Raw genomic sequence first — 17498 nt, forward strand, 5'->3', positions numbered from 1 at the left:
TCGTCGACGGTCGTCCTCCCCACCATCGAAGTGATCCGACGACGGCAGCAGAGGCAGGAAGATCATGGGACAGAACACGCAGGACTTTTCGGCCGGTGGGGGCGGACACATCGCCGTCATCGGCATGGGTTGCCGGCTGCCCGGGGACGTCGACTCCCCGGCTGCCTTGTGGCGGCTGCTGGCGGCCGGCCGCGACGCGGTAGGAGATCCGCCGCCCACCCGTACGGACATAGGGCGGGGCCGGGATGCCGCGCTGCCCCGGCAGGGCGGCTGGCTGAGGGACGTCTCCGGATTCGACGCGGCGTTCTTCGGTGTCTCCGGACGCGAGGCGGACATACTCGACCCCCAGCACCGGTTGTTACTCGAAGTGTCCTGGGAGGCGCTGGAGCACGCGGGACTGCCACCCGACCGCCTCGCAGGGACCTCGACCGGGGTGTTCACCGGGCTGAGCTACACCGAGTACATGGACCGCCTGGCGGGGCATCCCAAAGAGCTGGAGGGAGCGGTCCTGACGAACGGTCACTGTGTGGCTCCGGGGCGCATCTCCTATCTGCTGGGGCTGCAAGGGCCGTCGGTGGCTTTGGACACCGCGTGCTCGTCCTCACTGGTCGCCCTGCATCTGGCGGGCCAGGCACTGCGGAACGGGGAGTGTCATGTGGCGCTCGCCGGGGGTGTCACCCTGGTGCTCGCCTCCAGGACGACGCGGTCGTTCGTCCGGATGGGCATGCTCTCGCCGACGGGGCGCTGCCGAGCGTTCGATGCGGCGGCCGACGGCTTCGTGCGCGGTGAGGGCTGTGCGGTCGTGGTCCTGAAGCGTCTGCAGGACGCCGTGCGGGACGGTGACCGGGTGCTGGCCGTGGTCCGGGGCTCCGCCGTGAACCAGGACGGCCGGTCGGACGGCCTGGCCGCACCGTCGGCGGCGGCCCAGGAGGCACTGTTCCGTCAGGCGCTGGCCCGTGCCGGGGTCGACCCCGGTGAGGTAGGCATGATCGAGGCGCATGGCACGGGCACCCCGGTCGGCGATCCGGTGGAGTTCACGAGTCTGGCCCGCGTCTACGGAAGGGGCCGGGATCGCTGTGCGCTGGGTTCGGTGAAGACCAACCTGGGGCACCTGGAACCAGCTGCCGGGGTCACCGGCCTGATGAAGGCGGTGCTGTGCCTGCAGCAGGGTGTCGTTCCGCCGAGCCTGCACTTCACCCGCTGGAACCCGGCCGTCGCCCCGGAGAACACTCGTTTCTTCGTGCCAGACCGGCCGACGGACTGGCCCACCCGGACGACGTCCCGGCTGGCAGCCGTCTCCTCTTTCGGGTTCGCCGGCACGAACGCCCATGTCGTGCTGGAGCAGGCGCCTGCCACGGCCAAGCGCCGCCCGCCGGGCACGCGCCCCGGCCGGCCGCGTGCCATGGCCGCGGAATCGCATGTCCTGCTGGTGCCCGCCGGCTCGGCCGACGTGTTGCCCGCCGCGGCGCGCACGCTTGCCGACTGGCTGGAGGGCGACGGCGCGAGCGTGCCTCTCGCCGACATCGCCCACACCCTCGCGCTGCGCCGCCCGGTCGGACGTGGGCGGCTCGGCGTGGTGGCGTCCTCACGCCCGGCCTTCGTCCGATCCCTGCGGTCGTTCGCCGCCGGAGAGGCTGTGCCGGGCGTGGTATGGGGGTCCGTCGCGGCAGGTGTGAGCAGGCGGCCGGTGTGGGTGTTCTCCGGACAGGGCTCCCAATGGCCGGGCATGGCCCGCGACTTCCTCGCGCGCGAACCGGCCTTCGCCACCGCCCTGTCCGAGATCGAGCCGCTGATCGCCGCCGAGGCCGGCTTCTCCGTACTCGACGTCGTACGGGAAGGCCGGGAGATCACCGGATGCGGACGGGTGCAGCCGGTGCTGTTCGCCGTGCAGACCGCTCTGGCCGCCGCATGGCGGGCCTGCGGTGTGGAGCCCGCCGGGGTCGTGGGCCACTCGATGGGCGAGGTGGCCGCCGCCGTCGTCGCGGGGGCGCTGTCCTTGCAGGACGGTGTCCGGGTGATCTGCCGGCGGTCCGCCCTGCTGACCCGCATCGCGGGCGCCGGTGCCATGGCAACCGTCGCCCTGGGCCGTGCCGAGGTGGAGGCGGACCTGGCATCCGCCGACGCCTCGGCACTGGTCTCCGTCGCGGTCCTGGCCGCGCCCGGTTCCACCGTCGTCGCCGGCGACAGGGCTGCCGTGGAGCGCATGGTCGAGTGCTGGGACGCCCGGGATGTACCCGCCCGTCTGATCGCGGTGGACGTCGCCTCGCACTCCCCACAGGTGGAGCCGCTGTTGGACGAACTGGCGGCGGATCTCGCCGACCTGACGCCGTGCCCGCCGACCGTACCGTTCTACTCCACCGTGCTGGACGACCCCCGCACGGTCCCGGTCCTCGACGCCCAGTACTGGTGCCACAACCTGCGCCGGCCGGTGCGCTTCGCGGATGCGATCCGTACGGCAGCCCAGGACCGGCACACGGCCTACGTAGAGGTGTCCCCGCATCCGGTCGTCACCCAGGCGGTCACCGGCAGCCTGAGGGGGCTCGTCGACGCACCCGTCGTCCTGCCCACACTCCGGCGCGAGGAGAACGAGCAGGCCACCTTCCGTACCCAGCTCGGCGCCCTGCACTGCGCCGGCGCACCCGTCAACTGGGCCGCCCTGTACGAGGGCCGAGCCCTGGCCGACGTGCCCACCATGGCCTTCGACCGCAGACACCACTGGGTGGACCCGAGTGAACGGCCCGATGACGGCAGGTCCCCGGCGGCACCCGGCCTCGCGGCGGATTCCGGGCCGAGCGGCGCGCACAGTTCCCTCCCCGGAGTCCACGGGAGGACACCGGGCCGTCCCGTCCGGCACAGCTGGCGGGGAGAAGCCGGAACACGCGCCCATCCCTGGCTGGCCGACCACCAGCTGAACAACGTGGTGGTCCTGCCGGGGGCCGCCTACTGCGCCCTCGCCCTCACCGCCGCCTGCCAGGCCTTCGACGTGCCGCCGCGTGAGGTGGAGGTCGCCGACGTCGCCTTCCATGAACCGCTCGCCCTGGACGGTCGATCAGAGATCACCACGACGGCGGACCTGTCCGGCCGGGGCCGCGCCACCTGCGAGATCTTCGCGCGCGCCGACGGGGACGAGGAGCAATGGGTGCTGCACGCCAGTGCCATCCTGAGTTCGGGCGGGCCACCGCGAGAGCCCGAACTCGTCCCCGTGCACACCCGGCATGTGGAGCACCCCGTGATTCTGCCCGCTGCCACCATGTACCAGCGCCTGCGCTCGCGCGGCCTCCACCATGGAGCGGCGTTCGCGGGGATCAGCGAACTACGCCTGTCGCCCACCGGTGACAGCGTCTGGGCACGGGTCGACGTCCCCTCCCCGGCCGGTCCCACACCGGGTTCCCTGTGCGTCCATCCCGTGCTCGTGGACCTGTGCGCCCAGCTCGCAGTCGCCACCCTGGTACGGGACGAGGCCGCCGGCGGCCTCGTCCTACCGGTCGGCGTGAAGTCGCTGAGAATCCACGGTGATCCCGGTGCGGCGGTCCACGGGCACGCGAAGATCACGCGGAAGCAGACTGACGGGATCACCGCGGACATCCGGCTGCTGAGCGGTGACGGACATACGGTGTTCGCCCTGAACGGCCTGCGCCTGCTGCAGCGCGAAGTCACCGAGCGCACCGACGTCGACCGGTGGTTCTACGCCGTCGACTGGCAGCCCGCGCCCACCGCTGCCGAAGCACCGCCCGCGAGGACGGCGATGGCCGCGTCGGCCGGTGGCTGGCTGGTGGTCGGCGAGCGCGGCACCCGGGCGGAGGAACTCGCCGACGCGCTCCGCGTGTCCGGGGCCCGTGTCCGGGTCGCCGCCCTTCCCGAGGGCGAGCACCGTGTCCCCGCACTGCGGGACCGCCTTGCCGAGGGCGAACTGATCGATCCGCCCGGTGCCGTGGTGTTCCTTTGCACACCGTCCGGCGGACCGGAGGCCTCCGGCGTCGTCCGCTCGGCCTCCGCGCAGGCAGCCGGCGCCGACGGGCCGGTTGCCGATCCCACGGTGGACGCCCTGGAGCGCACCCGGCGGCTCCTCGGCGTCGTCCAGGCGGTCGCGAACTGCTCCCGCCCTCCGAGGCTGTACGTCGTCACGCAGGGCGCCCGCGCCGTCGAAACGGGGGAGACGGCCGACCCCGCCCAAAGTCCGGTCCGCGGTCTGGTGCGCGTCCTGGCGCACGAGCACCCGGAGGTGCGTGCCACCCTCGTCGACACGGGACGGTCCGACGAGGACCTGCGGCAGACGGCCGACCTCCTGCTGGGCGGGACGCCCGGAGACGAGATGGCCGTGCGGGGCGCGGACCGCCGTGTGGCCCGGCTCGTCCCCGCTCCCCTCACCGACACCGAGCGCCTGAGCGTGACCGCCCGAGGGGTACGCTACGGCGTCGACCGCTTCCGGCTGCGCGCGGGCCGGGCCGGGGACCTCGGTTCCCTGCATCTTGTGGTGGGCGAGCGGCACCCGCCGGGTCCGGGTGAAGTGGAGCTTCAAGTCACCGCAGCGGGACTGAACTTCCGTGACGTCCTCACCGTCATGGGACTTCTGCCGGCCGCGGACCGGTGCGCTGGCGGCGCCGACCGTATCGGCTTCGAATGCACGGGGACGGTGACCGCGGTCGGCCCGGGCGTCGAGCATGTCCGGGTCGGGGACTCCGTCCTGGCCGTGGATCTCGCCGGTGGCGCCTTCGGCTCGTTCACGACGGTCCGGGCCGACGCCGTGGTCCACCTGCCGGCCGGCGTCGACACCATTGCGGCGGCGGGCATCCCGACGGCGTATCTCACCGCCTGGTACGCCCTGCGGCATGTGGCGCACCTCGCCGAAGGCGAACGCGTTCTCATCCACTCCGCCACCGGCGGTACGGGCCTGGCCGCGCTCGCCGTCGCACGGCACCTGGGGGCGGAGGTGCTTGCCACGGCAGGGAACGACGAGAAGCGCGGCTACCTGCGCGGCATGGGGGTCCGGCACGCGATGGACTCCCGCTCACTGGACTTCGCCGAACAGGCCCGCGAGGCGACCGGCGGCATGGGCGTCGACGTCGTACTCAACTCGCTCTCCGGGCCGGCGATCCGGATGGGGCTGGAGGCACTGAGTCCCTTCGGCCGGTTCGTCGAGCTGGGAGTCCGTGACATCCTTGCCGACACCTCCCTCGGGCTGGCGCCGTTCCGCCACAACGTCACGTTCAGCACTGTCGACCTCATAGGACTTCAGCAACGCCGCCCCAAGGCGTTCCGCGATCTCCTGGGCGAGGTCATGGACCTGTTCGCCGCCGGCGCCCTCCAGGTGCTGCCGCACCAGGAGTTCCCCCTGGCCCTGGCCACGGAGGCGTTCCGTCTCATGGCGGGCGCCGGCCACATCGGCAAACTCGTCCTGACCGTGCCCGAACACGGGGAGACGACCGCCGTGCAGGCCGAACCGCCCTCGCCGGTCCGTTCCGACGGCGCCTACGTCATCACCGGGGGACTGCGCGGCGTCGGCCTGGCCACGGCGGCCCGCCTGGCCGAACTGGGCGCCGGGCACATCGTCCTCAACGGCCGGACACCGCCCGGCGAGTCCGCTGAAAGGAAGCTGGCCCGGCTGCGTGCCGCAGGCACCCGTATCTCCGTCGAACTGGGGGACGCCTCCCGGCCCGGGGTGGCCGAGCGGCTCGTGTCAGCGGCCACGGCAGGCGGGCTGACGTTGCGGGGAGTGGTGCATTCGGCGATGGTCCTCGACGACGCCGCGCTCACCAACATCACCGACGAACAGCTCGAACGCGTCTGGCGTCCCAAGGTCACCGCGGCATGGCGACTCCATGAGGCCCTCGCAGGGCACGCGGCCGACTGGTTCGTGCTCTACTCGTCCATGGCTTCGCTGCTGGGGAACCCGGGCCAGGGCGCGTACGCCGCCGCCAACTCCTGGCTGGACGCCTTCGCGATCTGGCGGAGCGCCCAAGGGCTGCACACCCTTGCCGTCAACTGGGGGCCGTGGGGACAGACCGGCGTCGCAACCGACTTCGCCGACCGTGGCTACGAGACCATGGCCACCCAAGACGGCCTGCGCGCCCTCGAGGCGCTGCTCACCCACCGGCGGGTGGTGACCGGTGTCCTGCCCGGCACACCCGTGACCTGGATCCCGCCCAAGGTCCGCAGCGCCCCCTTCTTCGAGGGCCTCGTGGACCGCCACGAGGCCCAGGGCACCGCACCACCGGGCGGCGAGACCGTGACCGCAGCCGACGTCCGTGCCCGCCTGGCGGGGCTTGACTCCCCTCTCGCCCGCCGAACGGCCCTGGAGGACCATCTCGCCACGGAGATGAGCATCGTCCTCCAGTCCGGCAGTGCGCGACTGGACCCGCAGACACCGCTGCGCAGTCTCGGCTTCGACTCACTGCTGTCCATGGAACTGCGCACCCGACTGCAGGCAGGCCTCGGCATCAAACTCGCAGGCGACTTCGTCTGGAAGCACCCCACCATCGCGGCGCTCGCCGCGGGTTTGGCCGACAAGATGGGAATGAGCCTGGAATGAGGAACCGGCGGCCACGGCGCATCCGCACGGCCCTTTGCACGTGCTCAAGAAGTCACCCCGACCGAATCGCCCGCCGCTACTGTTCACGGCGATCCGCACGCGGCCTCCGGCTCACACCGCGCTGTCGGCCCCCGTGGCCCACCGGCTGCTGACCCGGCTGCGCAGCCCGGCCCGCTCTTCGGGCTGTTGGACCGTTTCGGTTCAGCTGTGGTGGCCGCGCTCGCGTACTCCGGCAACGAGCACTCCGATGGCGAAGACCAGGACGAGGACGAAGGTGGCGATGCCGAGGACGTCCTGGAGCCCGCCGGCCAGGCCGCTGTAACCTACGTCGATTCCGAAGATCACGGAGCATAGGCCGGCAGCGAGGGCCGTCCAGCCCAGCCAGCCGGGGATCTGGCGACCGGCCAGAATCGCTGTCCCGAACAGGGCGAGGCTCAGCCCGAGCAGAATGCGGAAGTAGCTCTGGAATCCCCATTCCAGCCAGCGCACGGTCTCGGCGTTGGCAAAGCGGATCGTCTTCTCCGTGCCCGAAGCGCCGGCCCATGAGTCGACGGCTTGCTTCAGACCCACCCCGTCCAGCCCCTGCAGTACGGCCCAGATGGCGGCCGTAGCCACAACTGCCGCGGCCGCCAGCTGTGCCACCAGGGATGACCTCTCGGTACCGCGCAGGACCCGGTACAGCACGAGCAGACCGCTCAGCGTCACCAGGACGGCGATGAATTGGCCCAGATGAACGGCGATCCAGCTGCTGCTTTCTGCGTACTGGGTGAAGATCGCGGGGTGGTCGTCCTCCTCTCCTGAAGGATGAAGCCCTGCGGTCAGGACGACATTGAGAAGGAAGCCGCCCAACATGAGCGCGCCGGCAAGGGTCAGCCTGCGGTGCCGCGAGCCGGCTGTATCCGCCCCTTCGCCGACGGGGATGTCCCCACTCATGAGCAGACCCATTCCTCTCGCTGTCACCGACCGACGTGAATGAGGATCACCGGATGCAGGCGCTGTCTCAGGACCTGCGGCACCGCCTCACCCGAAGGAGGTCCGATCTCGGCCGATTGCGCGGACGGCGATTCTTGAAAACGGCTGCCCTCCTGCGGGGTCGGCCGGGCCGCCGGCCACGCGACGTCGGGCGCGGGCACGTCAGCGGGGGAGGGGCAGGGCGGTCGCGGTGCAGTCGCGCGGGCCGGCGCCACCGGCACGAGGCATCGCGGGCGACGTCGGCGCGGCCACCCGGAACGGGCCGTGAAGGTCTGCCTTCACTCTCCGGACCCGGCTCGCTCCACCACCCGCAACCGGATCCGACCTCACTCCCCGAAAGGCACCGTGCAAGAAGGACCACCACCGTCCTGACCAGGGGTTCTACGACACTCCGAGGGCCCTGCCACGCTGTGGCGATCGGCGACGCGCATAGTAGAACCAGGCAGGGGGCCACCCACAGGAACGGGAGAGCACCTGTGACCACACCGCCGATCGGCTACCAGGCGTTGTTCGCTGCCACCCCCAGTCCGTATCTGGTGCTGGGCCCCGATCTTGTGATCCTCGACGTCAACGCGGCGTACTGCCGCGCCACCAGTCGTTCCCGCGAAGACCTGGTCGGGCAGTATCTCTTCGACGCATTCCCCGACAACCCGGCAGACCCCCATGCCGACGGGGTACGGAACCTGAGTGCTTCCCTCCAACGGGTTCTGCGTTCGGGGGAGCCGGACACGATGGCGGTGCAGAAGTACGACATCCCCGTCCCCGACGACCCGGGGGTTTTCGAGGAACGGTGGTGGTCACCGATCAACACCCCCGTGCTCGGGCCGGACGGGCGGGTGGCCTGGATCATCCACCGGGTGGAGGACGTGACCGAGTTCGTGCTTTCCCACTCCGCCCACGGGCAGCCGGGGCAGGCGCTCAGCGAGTGGCAGGCCATGGAGGCCGAACTCTACGGGCGAGCCCAGGAGCTCCAGCAGCTGAATGAGCAGTTGCGGCATGCCCACGACAGGGAGCGGATGGTCGCCGTCACCCTCCAGGAGGCCATGTTGCAGTCCCCGGATCTGGCTCGGCACCGGAACATCGCGGTGCGCTACCTGCCCGCCGCCAAAGGGCTCAACGTGTGCGGGGACTGGTACGACGTGGTGGACCTGCCCGACGACGCCTTCTCGGTCGCGGTCGGTGACGTCGTCGGCCACGGTCTGGCGGCCGCCGCCGCCATGGGCATGCTCCGCAGCGCACTGTCCGCCGCCGTCCGTGCCCTGCACGACCCCGCCAGGGCCATGGAGGTCTTGGGCCTGTATGCCCGCGCGGTGGAAGGTGCACTGGCCACCACCGCGGTCGAAGCCGTCATCGACACCCGCCGCCGCCACATCACCTACAGCAACGCCGGCCACCCCGCACCGGTCCTTGCCCGCCCCGACGGCACCACCGTCCTGCTCGACCAGGCCACCGACCCACCGCTGGGCGCCCGTCTCCAGCACGTCCCGCGCCCCAGAGCCGCCGTGCCCTACTCTCCTGGCGACACCCTCGTGCTCTACACCGACGGCCTCATCGAACGCCGCGGCGAGGACATCGACGCCGGCCAACAACGGCTCACCGACATCCTCGCCGCCAACCCTCGTATGACCCCTGAACACCTGGCCGACGCGCTGCTGTCCCGCTTCGGGGTCAGCGGCGGCGGAGACGACGACATCGCGCTGATCATCGTCCGCCTGTAGCACCTGCATGGCTCGGAACTCGTCTCGGTGACACCGTTCACTTCATCCGGCCGGCGAATCACCGATGCCGGGTCGGTCCTGTGCACGCAGGTGAACGCCTGATGGGCGACGCGATCCGGATCACCGAGGTGACGATCACGCCGGCGACCTTCCGCGACCCGGCGCTGCTGAATGCAGTGGTGTGCACGAGCTGTACGCGCGGCCGTCTGGAACACAGGCTGCACGGACGGCGTCTGAACCCTGACAACGACGGGCGGCAACTGACGCGCAGTGGGGTCCCGAACCTCCTGGCGGTGCGGCACCAGAAGCTTCGGGACGTCACCGGGAGTTGCTGGACAGCCGGACCTCTCTCGACCGGGCCGTCGATGAGCTGCGGCCACGCATGACGTTGCCGACGCGCCCCAACCACCTGATGCGAGCTCGCTCAATCGTCGCCGGGTCTCGCGGAGTTCGGCTTGTTCGGGATCGAGGCGCCCGGCCAAGGCGTCCAGCTCTGCCCGCGGGTCCGGGCACATCGCATCTGATGGGTCGCCCACCCGGATGCCGACATCATCACCAGCTTCCCGGGCCTGTCCGTACTCTCCGCGGTGGGCACCAAGGTGCCGTCCACGATGAGCACGGCATCCTTACTGAACCGTTTGCGGGCCGGAGCGCGAGCAGGGGCCCGAGGCGGTGGATGATGCGGTCAGCGGCGGACTTCGAGACGCCGAAGGGAGGGGCGAGCCGGCGCAGCGTCAGGTTGGAACGTCAGTACGCGGCCACGACCGGCACCGTACACACAGTGCGCGCACGACATCGCGCCTTTTCGGTCCGCGACGCAGGCCGCCGGATCATTGCGGGGACAGTCCTTGGAGGGTGTTCCTCGAAGTCCTCTCGTTCGACCGGATCGGAGCTCGAACGGGCGGTGAGCCCTGATCACGAGTCGACGCCTGGAGCCGGACGGCTCCCCGTCCGGCAGGTTGAACGCGGCCATGTGTCCGGTCGGACAGCTCCCGCCTAGGCTTTGCGGGCGAGCAGTTGGATCTCCTGGAACTGCCGTCGGTCTGTGGGCTGAGGCTCGCGAACCATCCGGGCCACCTCGGCCAACCCGGACTTGCGCAGCATCGCGGCGAGGTGATCGGGCGACCACCGATAGGCCGGCGCGACTGTGTGATCGAAGACCTGCGTCGGGTGAGACGGATCGTCGCTTGCCGAAAAGCCGACCAGGAGGTGGCCGCCAGGGGCCAGCACACGGTGGAACTCCGAGAGGATGACGGGGAGTTCTCGCGGCGGAGTGTGGATGATGGACCAACGTGAGAGTACGCCGCCCAGCACGCCGTCAGCGATGTTCAACGCGGCCATCGAGCCCACGTCGAACCGCAGGCCCGGATAGGCCTGCCGAGCCAACTCGACCATCGCAGGAGAGGCGTCAACGCCAAACACAGCAAGCCCCAGCTCTCCCAGATAAGCGGTGATGTGGCCAGGCCCACACCCCAGGTCCGCGACCTGACCGTCCCCACTCGCATTTACGACCTCGGCGAAGGCACCCAAGATCGCGCGGTCCAGGGGACTGTCACGCAGCGTGTCGCGGAACAGCTGCGCATAGGTGGGGGCAGCGGCGTCATAAGCCTCGCGGGTGGCACTGAGGGCATCGTGTTCGACCATGCTCGCGACAGTAGTTCCTGGCCCCGAGGCGAGCCGAGAGAATTATGATCTCCCCTCCTGCCGGTCGCCCGGGCTGTCGCTGGTTCAGGGAAGCAGGGGTGTTCGTGCCGGCAGGGGGTGCCGTAGGGGCGTCCGCAGGAGCGGAGCTCGACCTTGCGGTGGTCGAAGTGCGCCTCGAACTCGTTCCCGTCCTGCGCGGTGGCGTCCCGATGTGCGTTCGCCACCGGACGGGCGCCTCGGGTGGAGGTGGGCCTGGTAGTGGCGGATCACGTCCTCGACGAAGACGGCGACGTAGCCGCGGGTGGTCCGGATGCTGAGGTGCGGGGCGCTGACCAGCAGGGCGATGACTGGCCTGGTCGGAGCGGGTTCGACGCGCTCGACCAGGATGCGCGGAGGGGCCGGCGCTGCCGGATGCTCATCTTGGGAATGCGTTGGCGGCCAATGAAGCTCGCGGCATGGCAAGAGCACAGCGCGGCGGCAGGAGTGCACGCTCTGCGCGTGTGGGATCGTGGAAGGCGTCGGACCGGACCGACTTGTGAGATGAGGTGCCGCGGTGAGGGACCGGGACCGCGATGTCCGGCGGATGCTGGCCGGGCTGCTCGCCGACAGCCATGTCATGTCCTTCGAACAGCTGCCGGCGCGGGTGTCCGACCATGCGGCGACTGCCGGGTTCAGCGAGGCGCTGATCTACCTGGCTGACCTGCAGCACGACGAACTGCGCCTGTTCACCGGCGAACGCCCTGATGCGGCGCACGGGCTCGGGGGACGCCCGGCGAAGGTGACCATCGAGGGCAGCATCCCGGGGCGGGCTTACCAGTACGGCAGCATCATGCCTACCGGAGACGAGACGCACTGCTGGTGGGTCCCTTTGCTGGACGGCACCGAGCGGCTCGGGCTCCTGTACCTGACCGCCCCGGCGGATGACCGGGACATGCAGGAGGCCATGCTGTCGCTGGCCTCACTGGTGGCGATGCTGGTGGTCAGCAGGCGAAATCTGAGCGATACCTACGCCCGCCTCATCCGGAGCGAGCCGATGAACGTGGCCGCGGAGATGCAGTGGCAGCTGATGCCGCCGCGCACCTACGCCGACGGCCGGGTCACCATCGGCGCGGTGATGGAGCCTGCGTACCAGGTCAGCGGCGATGCCTTCGACTACTCCACGGCAGACGACATCGTCCACCTTTCCATCTTCGACGCGATGGGACACGACACCGCCGCCGGTCTGACAGCGAATCTCGCCATGAGTGCCTGTCGCAATCGCCGCAGACAGGGCACCGGCCTTGCCGATCTGGGCGACGCCATCGAACAGGTCCTCCTCGAGCAGTTCGGCGCCGACCACTACGTGACCGGCATCCTCGCCGACCTCGACACCACCACCGGTGTCCTGACCTGGACCAACCGCGGACACCACCCACCGGTCCTTCTCCGCGACGGACTCGCGGCGACCATGGTGGACTGCCCGCCTGCCCACCCCATGGGTACGGACCTCGGCCTGACCACCATCATGTGTCACCAGCAGCTGCAGCCCGGCGACCGCCTCGTCCTCTACACGGACGGCATCACCGAGGCCCGCACTCGCGGCGAAGAATTCGGACTCGAAGCCTTCATCGACTTTCTCGTCCGCCACCACACCGAAGGACTGCCTGTCCCCGAAACCCTGCGCCGCCTCATGCGAGCCCACCTGCACCACCACAGCGGCCGACTCCAGGACGACGCCACCATCGTGCTGTGCGAATGGCTCGGCCCCCGCGCCCTCAGCACCCGCGAGAACGCGCCCGTGGCCGGAGTGCCCCTGGCGAGCACCTGAGAACGGCTCGATCAGTGGCTGTCCCGGGTCCGGGACCCTGCGCCCTGAGTTCGGGTGTCAGGCGGCATCCGTTGTCTTGCCGGCCCTCGTTTCGTCAAGGCGCAAGCATGCTTCCACGTGGCCGTCCGTGATGCGCGTGTCGAAGGCGGGCTGCGGTGCCGTCGCCGGGCCGCGTACGTTCCAGCCGTCGGCAAGACGGAAGACACTCCCGTGCCAGGGGCACTGAACACAACCGTCCGCGATCACACCCTCCGTGAGCGGCCCGCCCATGTGGCTGCACCTGTCGGCCAGGACATGAACCTTGTTGCCGCTCTCGCGGACGACAAGCACGGTCACGTCGTCGATGTGGCGCCGTACCGCCTGTCCGACGGGAAAGTCGGCCACCGCCCCGATCTCGTGCCAGCCGAGCGTCACCAGATGGGGGACGACTTCGGAGTGATTGGCCCCGGCGGCCTGCCGGTAGGCCAGGTGGCCGCCGAGCGCGCCGCCGAGACTCACGGCCGAAAGGCCGGCGAATCCCAGAGCCTTGCCCAGGCCGCTACGTCCCCGTATCCGCGCAGCCAACGAGCCACTGTAGAGGGCCACTGCGGTGATGTTGGCCGCGGCGTGCACGAGCCCCACACGCATCTGTTGTCGTTGCAGCTCGGCCCAGTCGACCCAGCCGGCCACCGCCGCGGGTCCGGCGGCGGCGAGCCCCACACCGATCAGCGCTCGGGCTCCCCGGAGCTGCCCGGGCAGCAGATCGAGCACCGCTGCCGAAAACCAGCTGCCCACCGGAAGCTGCACCATCAAGGGATGCACCGGATGGCCCAGCCATCGTCCGTGCAGGACGTCGCGGCCGCGGCCGAGTGGAAGGCCGCGCACCACTCGCCGTACGGAGTCGGCGATGCCGTCGAGCCCGGCATTGCGCTCGAGGCGATCCATTGCCGTGAGAACTTTTCCCGGGCCCGCGGCTGACGGCATCAACCGCTGTAGCGCGCGTATCGGCGTGATGGAGACCTGGCCATCGGCTTCCCGTTGTCGGTACATGGAGGACGGGTACCCCACGGCGGCGGAAGAAACGTGCGCCCCCAGGTCGGGGGAGCGCGTGGCTTCCGCGCGTCGTGCAGCACCAGTGGCCGCGATCGCCGACGGAGTTCCGTAGTCCGGCGATCACCGACGCGGAAGCGGGCTACTCACCGTTACCACCCAGTGCGGCAGGCACATGCCTGCCACCGCGATGTGGCGGGGCAACGGTCCTGCGCTCCACCAGGCAGCCGGCCAGGCGCCCACGGTGGCCGAGGACGGCGGCGTGGACGCGGGTGCCGGCCGTAGCGGTGAACTCGTGCGCGTCCCAGCCGCTCAATGGGCGCGGACCCGCCGCGCGACACTCGCCGCCGCGCCGGCCATCAGCGTGGCGGCGGTGAGGCGGCGCATCGCGGTGCGGCGGCGTCCACCCCATCCTCCGTGCGCCGCCCCCTCCCCGGGCGCCGGCACGTGCAGATTGCCGTGGCCGGCCGGAGCGGGCTCCTTGCGGGACAGGTGCGTCCTGTCCACCTGCCGCGCCATCATCCGCTCCACCAGCCCCGGCATGATCCTGGACTCCAGCACCATGGACCGCCCCATGGGTCCCACCACGACCTCGCGCCTGGGCATGCGCACCAGGTCCACGATGGCCCGTGCCACCCGCTCGGGACTGTACACAGGGGGCATCGCCAGCGGCTTGCGCCCCGTGTAGTTCGCGGCATGTTCGAACAGCGGCGTGTCGATCGTGGCGGGCAGCACCGTGCACACGTGGATGTGCTTCGCCTTGTCCAGCTGCAGCTCCTGGCGAAGGCTTGCGCTCAACGCCCGGACGGCGTACTTGGACATGCCGTACGCGTGCGTGTACGGCTGACTCACGACACCCACGACGGAGGAGACGTTGATCAGCGTCCCCCGGTCCTGCTCCCGCATCACCCGCAGGGCGGCACGGGCGCCGTGCACGTACCCCATGACATTGACATCCATGACCTTGCGGAAGTCCTCCAGAGGGACTTCGTCGAACGAGCCGAAGACTGTCACCGCCGCGGCGTTGACCCATACGTCGATGCGGCCGAAGTGCTGCACCGCCCGCCGGGCGAGGTCGTGGACCGCCTTGGCGTCCGTCACGTCGGTCGGCACGACGAGGGCCTCCGCGCCACGGTGACGTTCGCACTCCCGCCTGACCGCCTCCAGTGCCTCCCCCCGCCGGGCTGCCAGCACCACAGGGCATCCCTTCCGGGCGAAGGCGACCGCGGTGGCCCGCCCGATGCCGCTGGATGCCCCGGTGATCACGACCACGGAATCACGCACTCGCATGTAGACCCCTATCTCCGCATCACGTCCGATGCGTCACTTAACCACCGGAGAGTCCTTTCCACCGCTCGGCGAGTGCTCTCCGGGTGCTTCCTTACGCCACCCGGCTGCCTCACTCCCTGAGCCCCTTGCGTCCATGCCGACAGCGGTGTTCGACTGTGCGTTCTCTCTGTCGCAGACCGCCGGGCCGTCTCAGGCAGCGTTCTCGATCCGTAGGAGCAGGAGGTCGGACCCGGGACCGCCGGCCTCGTTGCGGCAAGGCCGGGAAGACCGGCCGGTGAGTGCATGCCCGCCGGCGGCGCTCCCTTCAGATCGGGGACGGGGACGGCACGTCGGTCAAGGACGGCGTACGCATCCGGATCGACGAACTCCAGCAGCTCCAAGTCCCATGCTCCGTCCGGCGCGGATGTCGTGGCACAGTGGCGATATGTGCGGCCGCTACGTCTCCACCCGCAGTCCGCAGGACCTGACCGGGCTCTTCAACGTCACTGACTGGCGCCCCGAAGAAGCACTGGCGCCGAACTGGAACGTCGCCCCTACCGACGACGTCTACGCCGTCCTGGAGCGCAGCCCGCGCAAGGGCGGCGACGAGGCATCCGTGCTCAGGGAACTCCGGCCGCTGCGTTGGGGCCTGGTGCCGTCCTGGGCGAAGGACCCGAAAATCGGCTCTCGCATGATCAACGCGCGAGTGGAGACGGTGCACGAGAAGCCCGCCTACCGTCGTGCCTTTGCCCAGCGCCGCTGTCTGCTCCCGGCCGACGGCTTCTACGAGTGGGTGCAGTCCAAGACCGAAAGAGCTGGCAAGGCCCGCAAGCAGCCGTACTACATCCGACCGGCCGACGGGCAGGTGATGGCGCTTGCCGGCCTGTACGAGTACTGGCGCAATCCGGAGGTCGAACAGGAAGACGACACCGCCGCGTGGCTGATGACCTGCACGGTCATCACCACGGAAGCCACCGACGCGGCCGGCCGGGTCCATCCCCGCATGCCGCTCGCCCTCACCCCGGACCACTACGACGCCTGGCTCGACCCGCGCCACGAGGACACCGGCGACCTACGCGCCCTCCTCAGCCGGCCGGCGGACGGCAACCTGGACGTCCGCCCTGTCTCGACAGCCGTGAACAGTGTGCGCAACAACGGCCCTCACCTCCTGGACGAAGTCGACCGATAGCCGTCGTGGGGCCGCCTGACCCGCATGGCGGTCTGTCCAGCACCGACCAGGGTCGCGGGTCGGCGGTGTCCCACCGCTCGTTCTCGCAACTGCGTTGATCCATGCGGACCAGCGCGTTTTCTGTGTGGCGTTCGGTGGCGCTCGAGCCGTCCGAAGCCGGCCCTGAGGCCGGCCGGGCATCCCCACGCCGTTGCCTGGATTCACCTCGAAGCCCGAGCACTCGCTCGCCGGGGCCGGATCGGCCGGACCTTTTCGCTCAGCAGTGAGGTTGCCGCGCTGGTCGCCGGGAGAACGGGCCGGACTCCGCGCCTTCCGTCAGCGCTGCACCATCCAGACATGGCACAGGGGCAAAGGCGCGGGAGAATTGAGGCATCCTGGCGCATGCGTGCTGAAGGCGGTGGGGCAGATGACACTACCGATGGTCGTGGGCGTCGACGGATCGGAAGCCGGTCTCGGGGCGGCCGACTGGGCTGCGGACGAAGCGGCCCTGCACGGCCTGCCGCTGCGCATCGTGCACGCCTCCCTCTGGGAACGCTACGAAGGCCCCGTCTTCACACAGTCGGAGTCGGCGGAGGTTCCTCCTGAGCATGCGCTCGCGCAGGACATCGTCGGCCACGCTGCCCAACGGGCTCGGCGACGCCACCCCGACGCGGAGATCACAGTCGACATCGTTCCCGAGGACGCCGAGGCAGCGTTGTTGCGGGAGGCACACCACGCCGCCGCCGTGGTGACAGGGTGCCGCGGCAGAGGGCCGATCACGGGTGCGCTGCTGGGTTCCGTCAGCCGCTCTCTGGCAACGCACGCGCACTGTCCGGTGATCGTCGTACGCGGCAGCCCGCAGAACCGCCAAGGAGCCAATGGCCGAATCACGGTCGGCGTCGGCGACGCCCCAACGAGCACAGCGGCGATCCGCTTCGCGTTCCGCGAGGCCGAAGCGCGGCGCTGCACGGTGGAAGCCGTACACGCCTGGCGCCGCCCCGCCCTCAAATCCCTGAGACATCCGCTGCTCACCGGGGGCCCCGCACACCATGATGAGGACCCGGCAGCGACGCTGCTGGAGGACGCCCTGCGCGACCGGGAACACGAACACCCCGACGTACTGGTGCGTCGCGTCGCCGCCGAAGGCCCCGTCCACCAAGTCCTGCTCACGCGGTCGGCCACGGCCGACCTGCTTGTCCTGGGCGCCCCTCGACGGCACGGGCCTCTCGCGCTGCCCCTCGGTCACGTGGCACACGCCGCGCTCCAGCACGCCGACTGCCCGGTCGCGGTGGTGCCGCAACGCGAGGCCCCACCTCAACAGCCGCAGTAGCGCTGGGCAGCCGCTGATGGAGATGACCGACG

General features: G+C 70.4%; 10 protein-coding genes and 1 pseudogene. 6 read left to right on the forward strand and 5 right to left on the reverse strand.

Going from position 1 to position 17498, the window contains the following annotated elements; all coding sequences use genetic code 11:
- Positions 1-64 precede the first annotated feature (64 nt).
- On the forward strand, positions 65-6529 hold the full coding sequence (locus IE198_RS19050; RefSeq protein WP_189888143.1) for a type I polyketide synthase: 6465 nt from the start codon (positions 65-67) through the stop codon (positions 6527-6529).
- 201 nt (positions 6530-6730) lie between these two features.
- On the opposite strand, the gene IE198_RS19055 is transcribed toward IE198_RS19050, so the two are convergent.
- Positions 6731-7462 carry a hypothetical protein gene (locus tag IE198_RS19055; RefSeq protein ID WP_189888145.1) on the reverse strand — a complete coding sequence of 244 codons (732 nt, stop codon included), beginning with the start codon at positions 7460-7462 and terminating at the stop codon, positions 6731-6733.
- Between the two features lie 515 nt (positions 7463-7977).
- On the opposite strand from IE198_RS19055, the gene IE198_RS19060 reads away from it, so the two are divergent.
- Positions 7978-9219, forward strand: coding sequence for a PP2C family protein-serine/threonine phosphatase (locus IE198_RS19060; RefSeq protein WP_229834095.1), 1242 nt, complete (start codon positions 7978-7980; stop codon positions 9217-9219).
- Between the two features lie 101 nt (positions 9220-9320).
- Positions 9321-9605 carry a hypothetical protein gene (locus IE198_RS19065; protein WP_189888149.1) on the forward strand — a complete coding sequence of 95 codons (285 nt, stop codon included), beginning with the start codon at positions 9321-9323 and terminating at the stop codon, positions 9603-9605.
- Between the two features lie 188 nt (positions 9606-9793).
- On the opposite strand, the pseudogene IE198_RS19070 reads toward IE198_RS19065, so the two are convergent.
- A pseudogene (locus IE198_RS19070) lies at positions 9794-9984 on the reverse strand (transposase family protein); the annotation flags it as partial.
- Between the two features lie 231 nt (positions 9985-10215).
- On the reverse strand, positions 10216-10863 hold the full coding sequence (locus IE198_RS19075; protein ID WP_189888151.1) for a class I SAM-dependent methyltransferase: 648 nt from the start codon (positions 10861-10863) through the stop codon (positions 10216-10218).
- Between the two features lie 583 nt (positions 10864-11446).
- Here IE198_RS19075 and IE198_RS19080 point away from each other — a divergent pair.
- A complete protein-coding gene (locus IE198_RS19080; protein ID WP_189888334.1) occupies positions 11447-12670 on the forward strand; it encodes a PP2C family protein-serine/threonine phosphatase in 1224 nt (407 codons plus the stop codon).
- A gap of 57 nt (positions 12671-12727) precedes the next feature.
- On the opposite strand, the gene IE198_RS19085 is transcribed toward IE198_RS19080, so the two are convergent.
- Both IE198_RS19085 and IE198_RS19090 read right to left on the reverse strand, forming a co-directional pair.
- Positions 12728-13594, reverse strand: a complete 867-nt coding sequence (locus IE198_RS19085; protein WP_229834096.1) for a Rieske (2Fe-2S) protein — start codon at positions 13592-13594, stop codon at positions 12728-12730.
- Between the two features lie 417 nt (positions 13595-14011).
- Complete coding sequence (locus IE198_RS19090; RefSeq protein WP_189888153.1) at positions 14012-14989, reverse strand: SDR family oxidoreductase; 978 nt, start codon at positions 14987-14989, stop codon at positions 14012-14014.
- 424 nt (positions 14990-15413) lie between these two features.
- Here IE198_RS19090 and IE198_RS19095 point away from each other — a divergent pair, with 424 nt between their 5' ends.
- Positions 15414-16157, forward strand: coding sequence for an SOS response-associated peptidase (locus IE198_RS19095; RefSeq protein WP_189888155.1), 744 nt, complete (start codon positions 15414-15416; stop codon positions 16155-16157).
- 406 nt (positions 16158-16563) lie between these two features.
- A complete protein-coding gene (locus IE198_RS19100; protein WP_189888157.1) occupies positions 16564-17466 on the forward strand; it encodes a universal stress protein in 903 nt (300 codons plus the stop codon).
- Positions 17467-17498: the final 32 nt, after the last annotated feature.

This window comes from Streptomyces xantholiticus (assembly GCF_014651015.1).
In the GTDB taxonomy this organism is placed as follows: domain Bacteria; phylum Actinomycetota; class Actinomycetes; order Streptomycetales; family Streptomycetaceae; genus Streptomyces; species Streptomyces xantholiticus.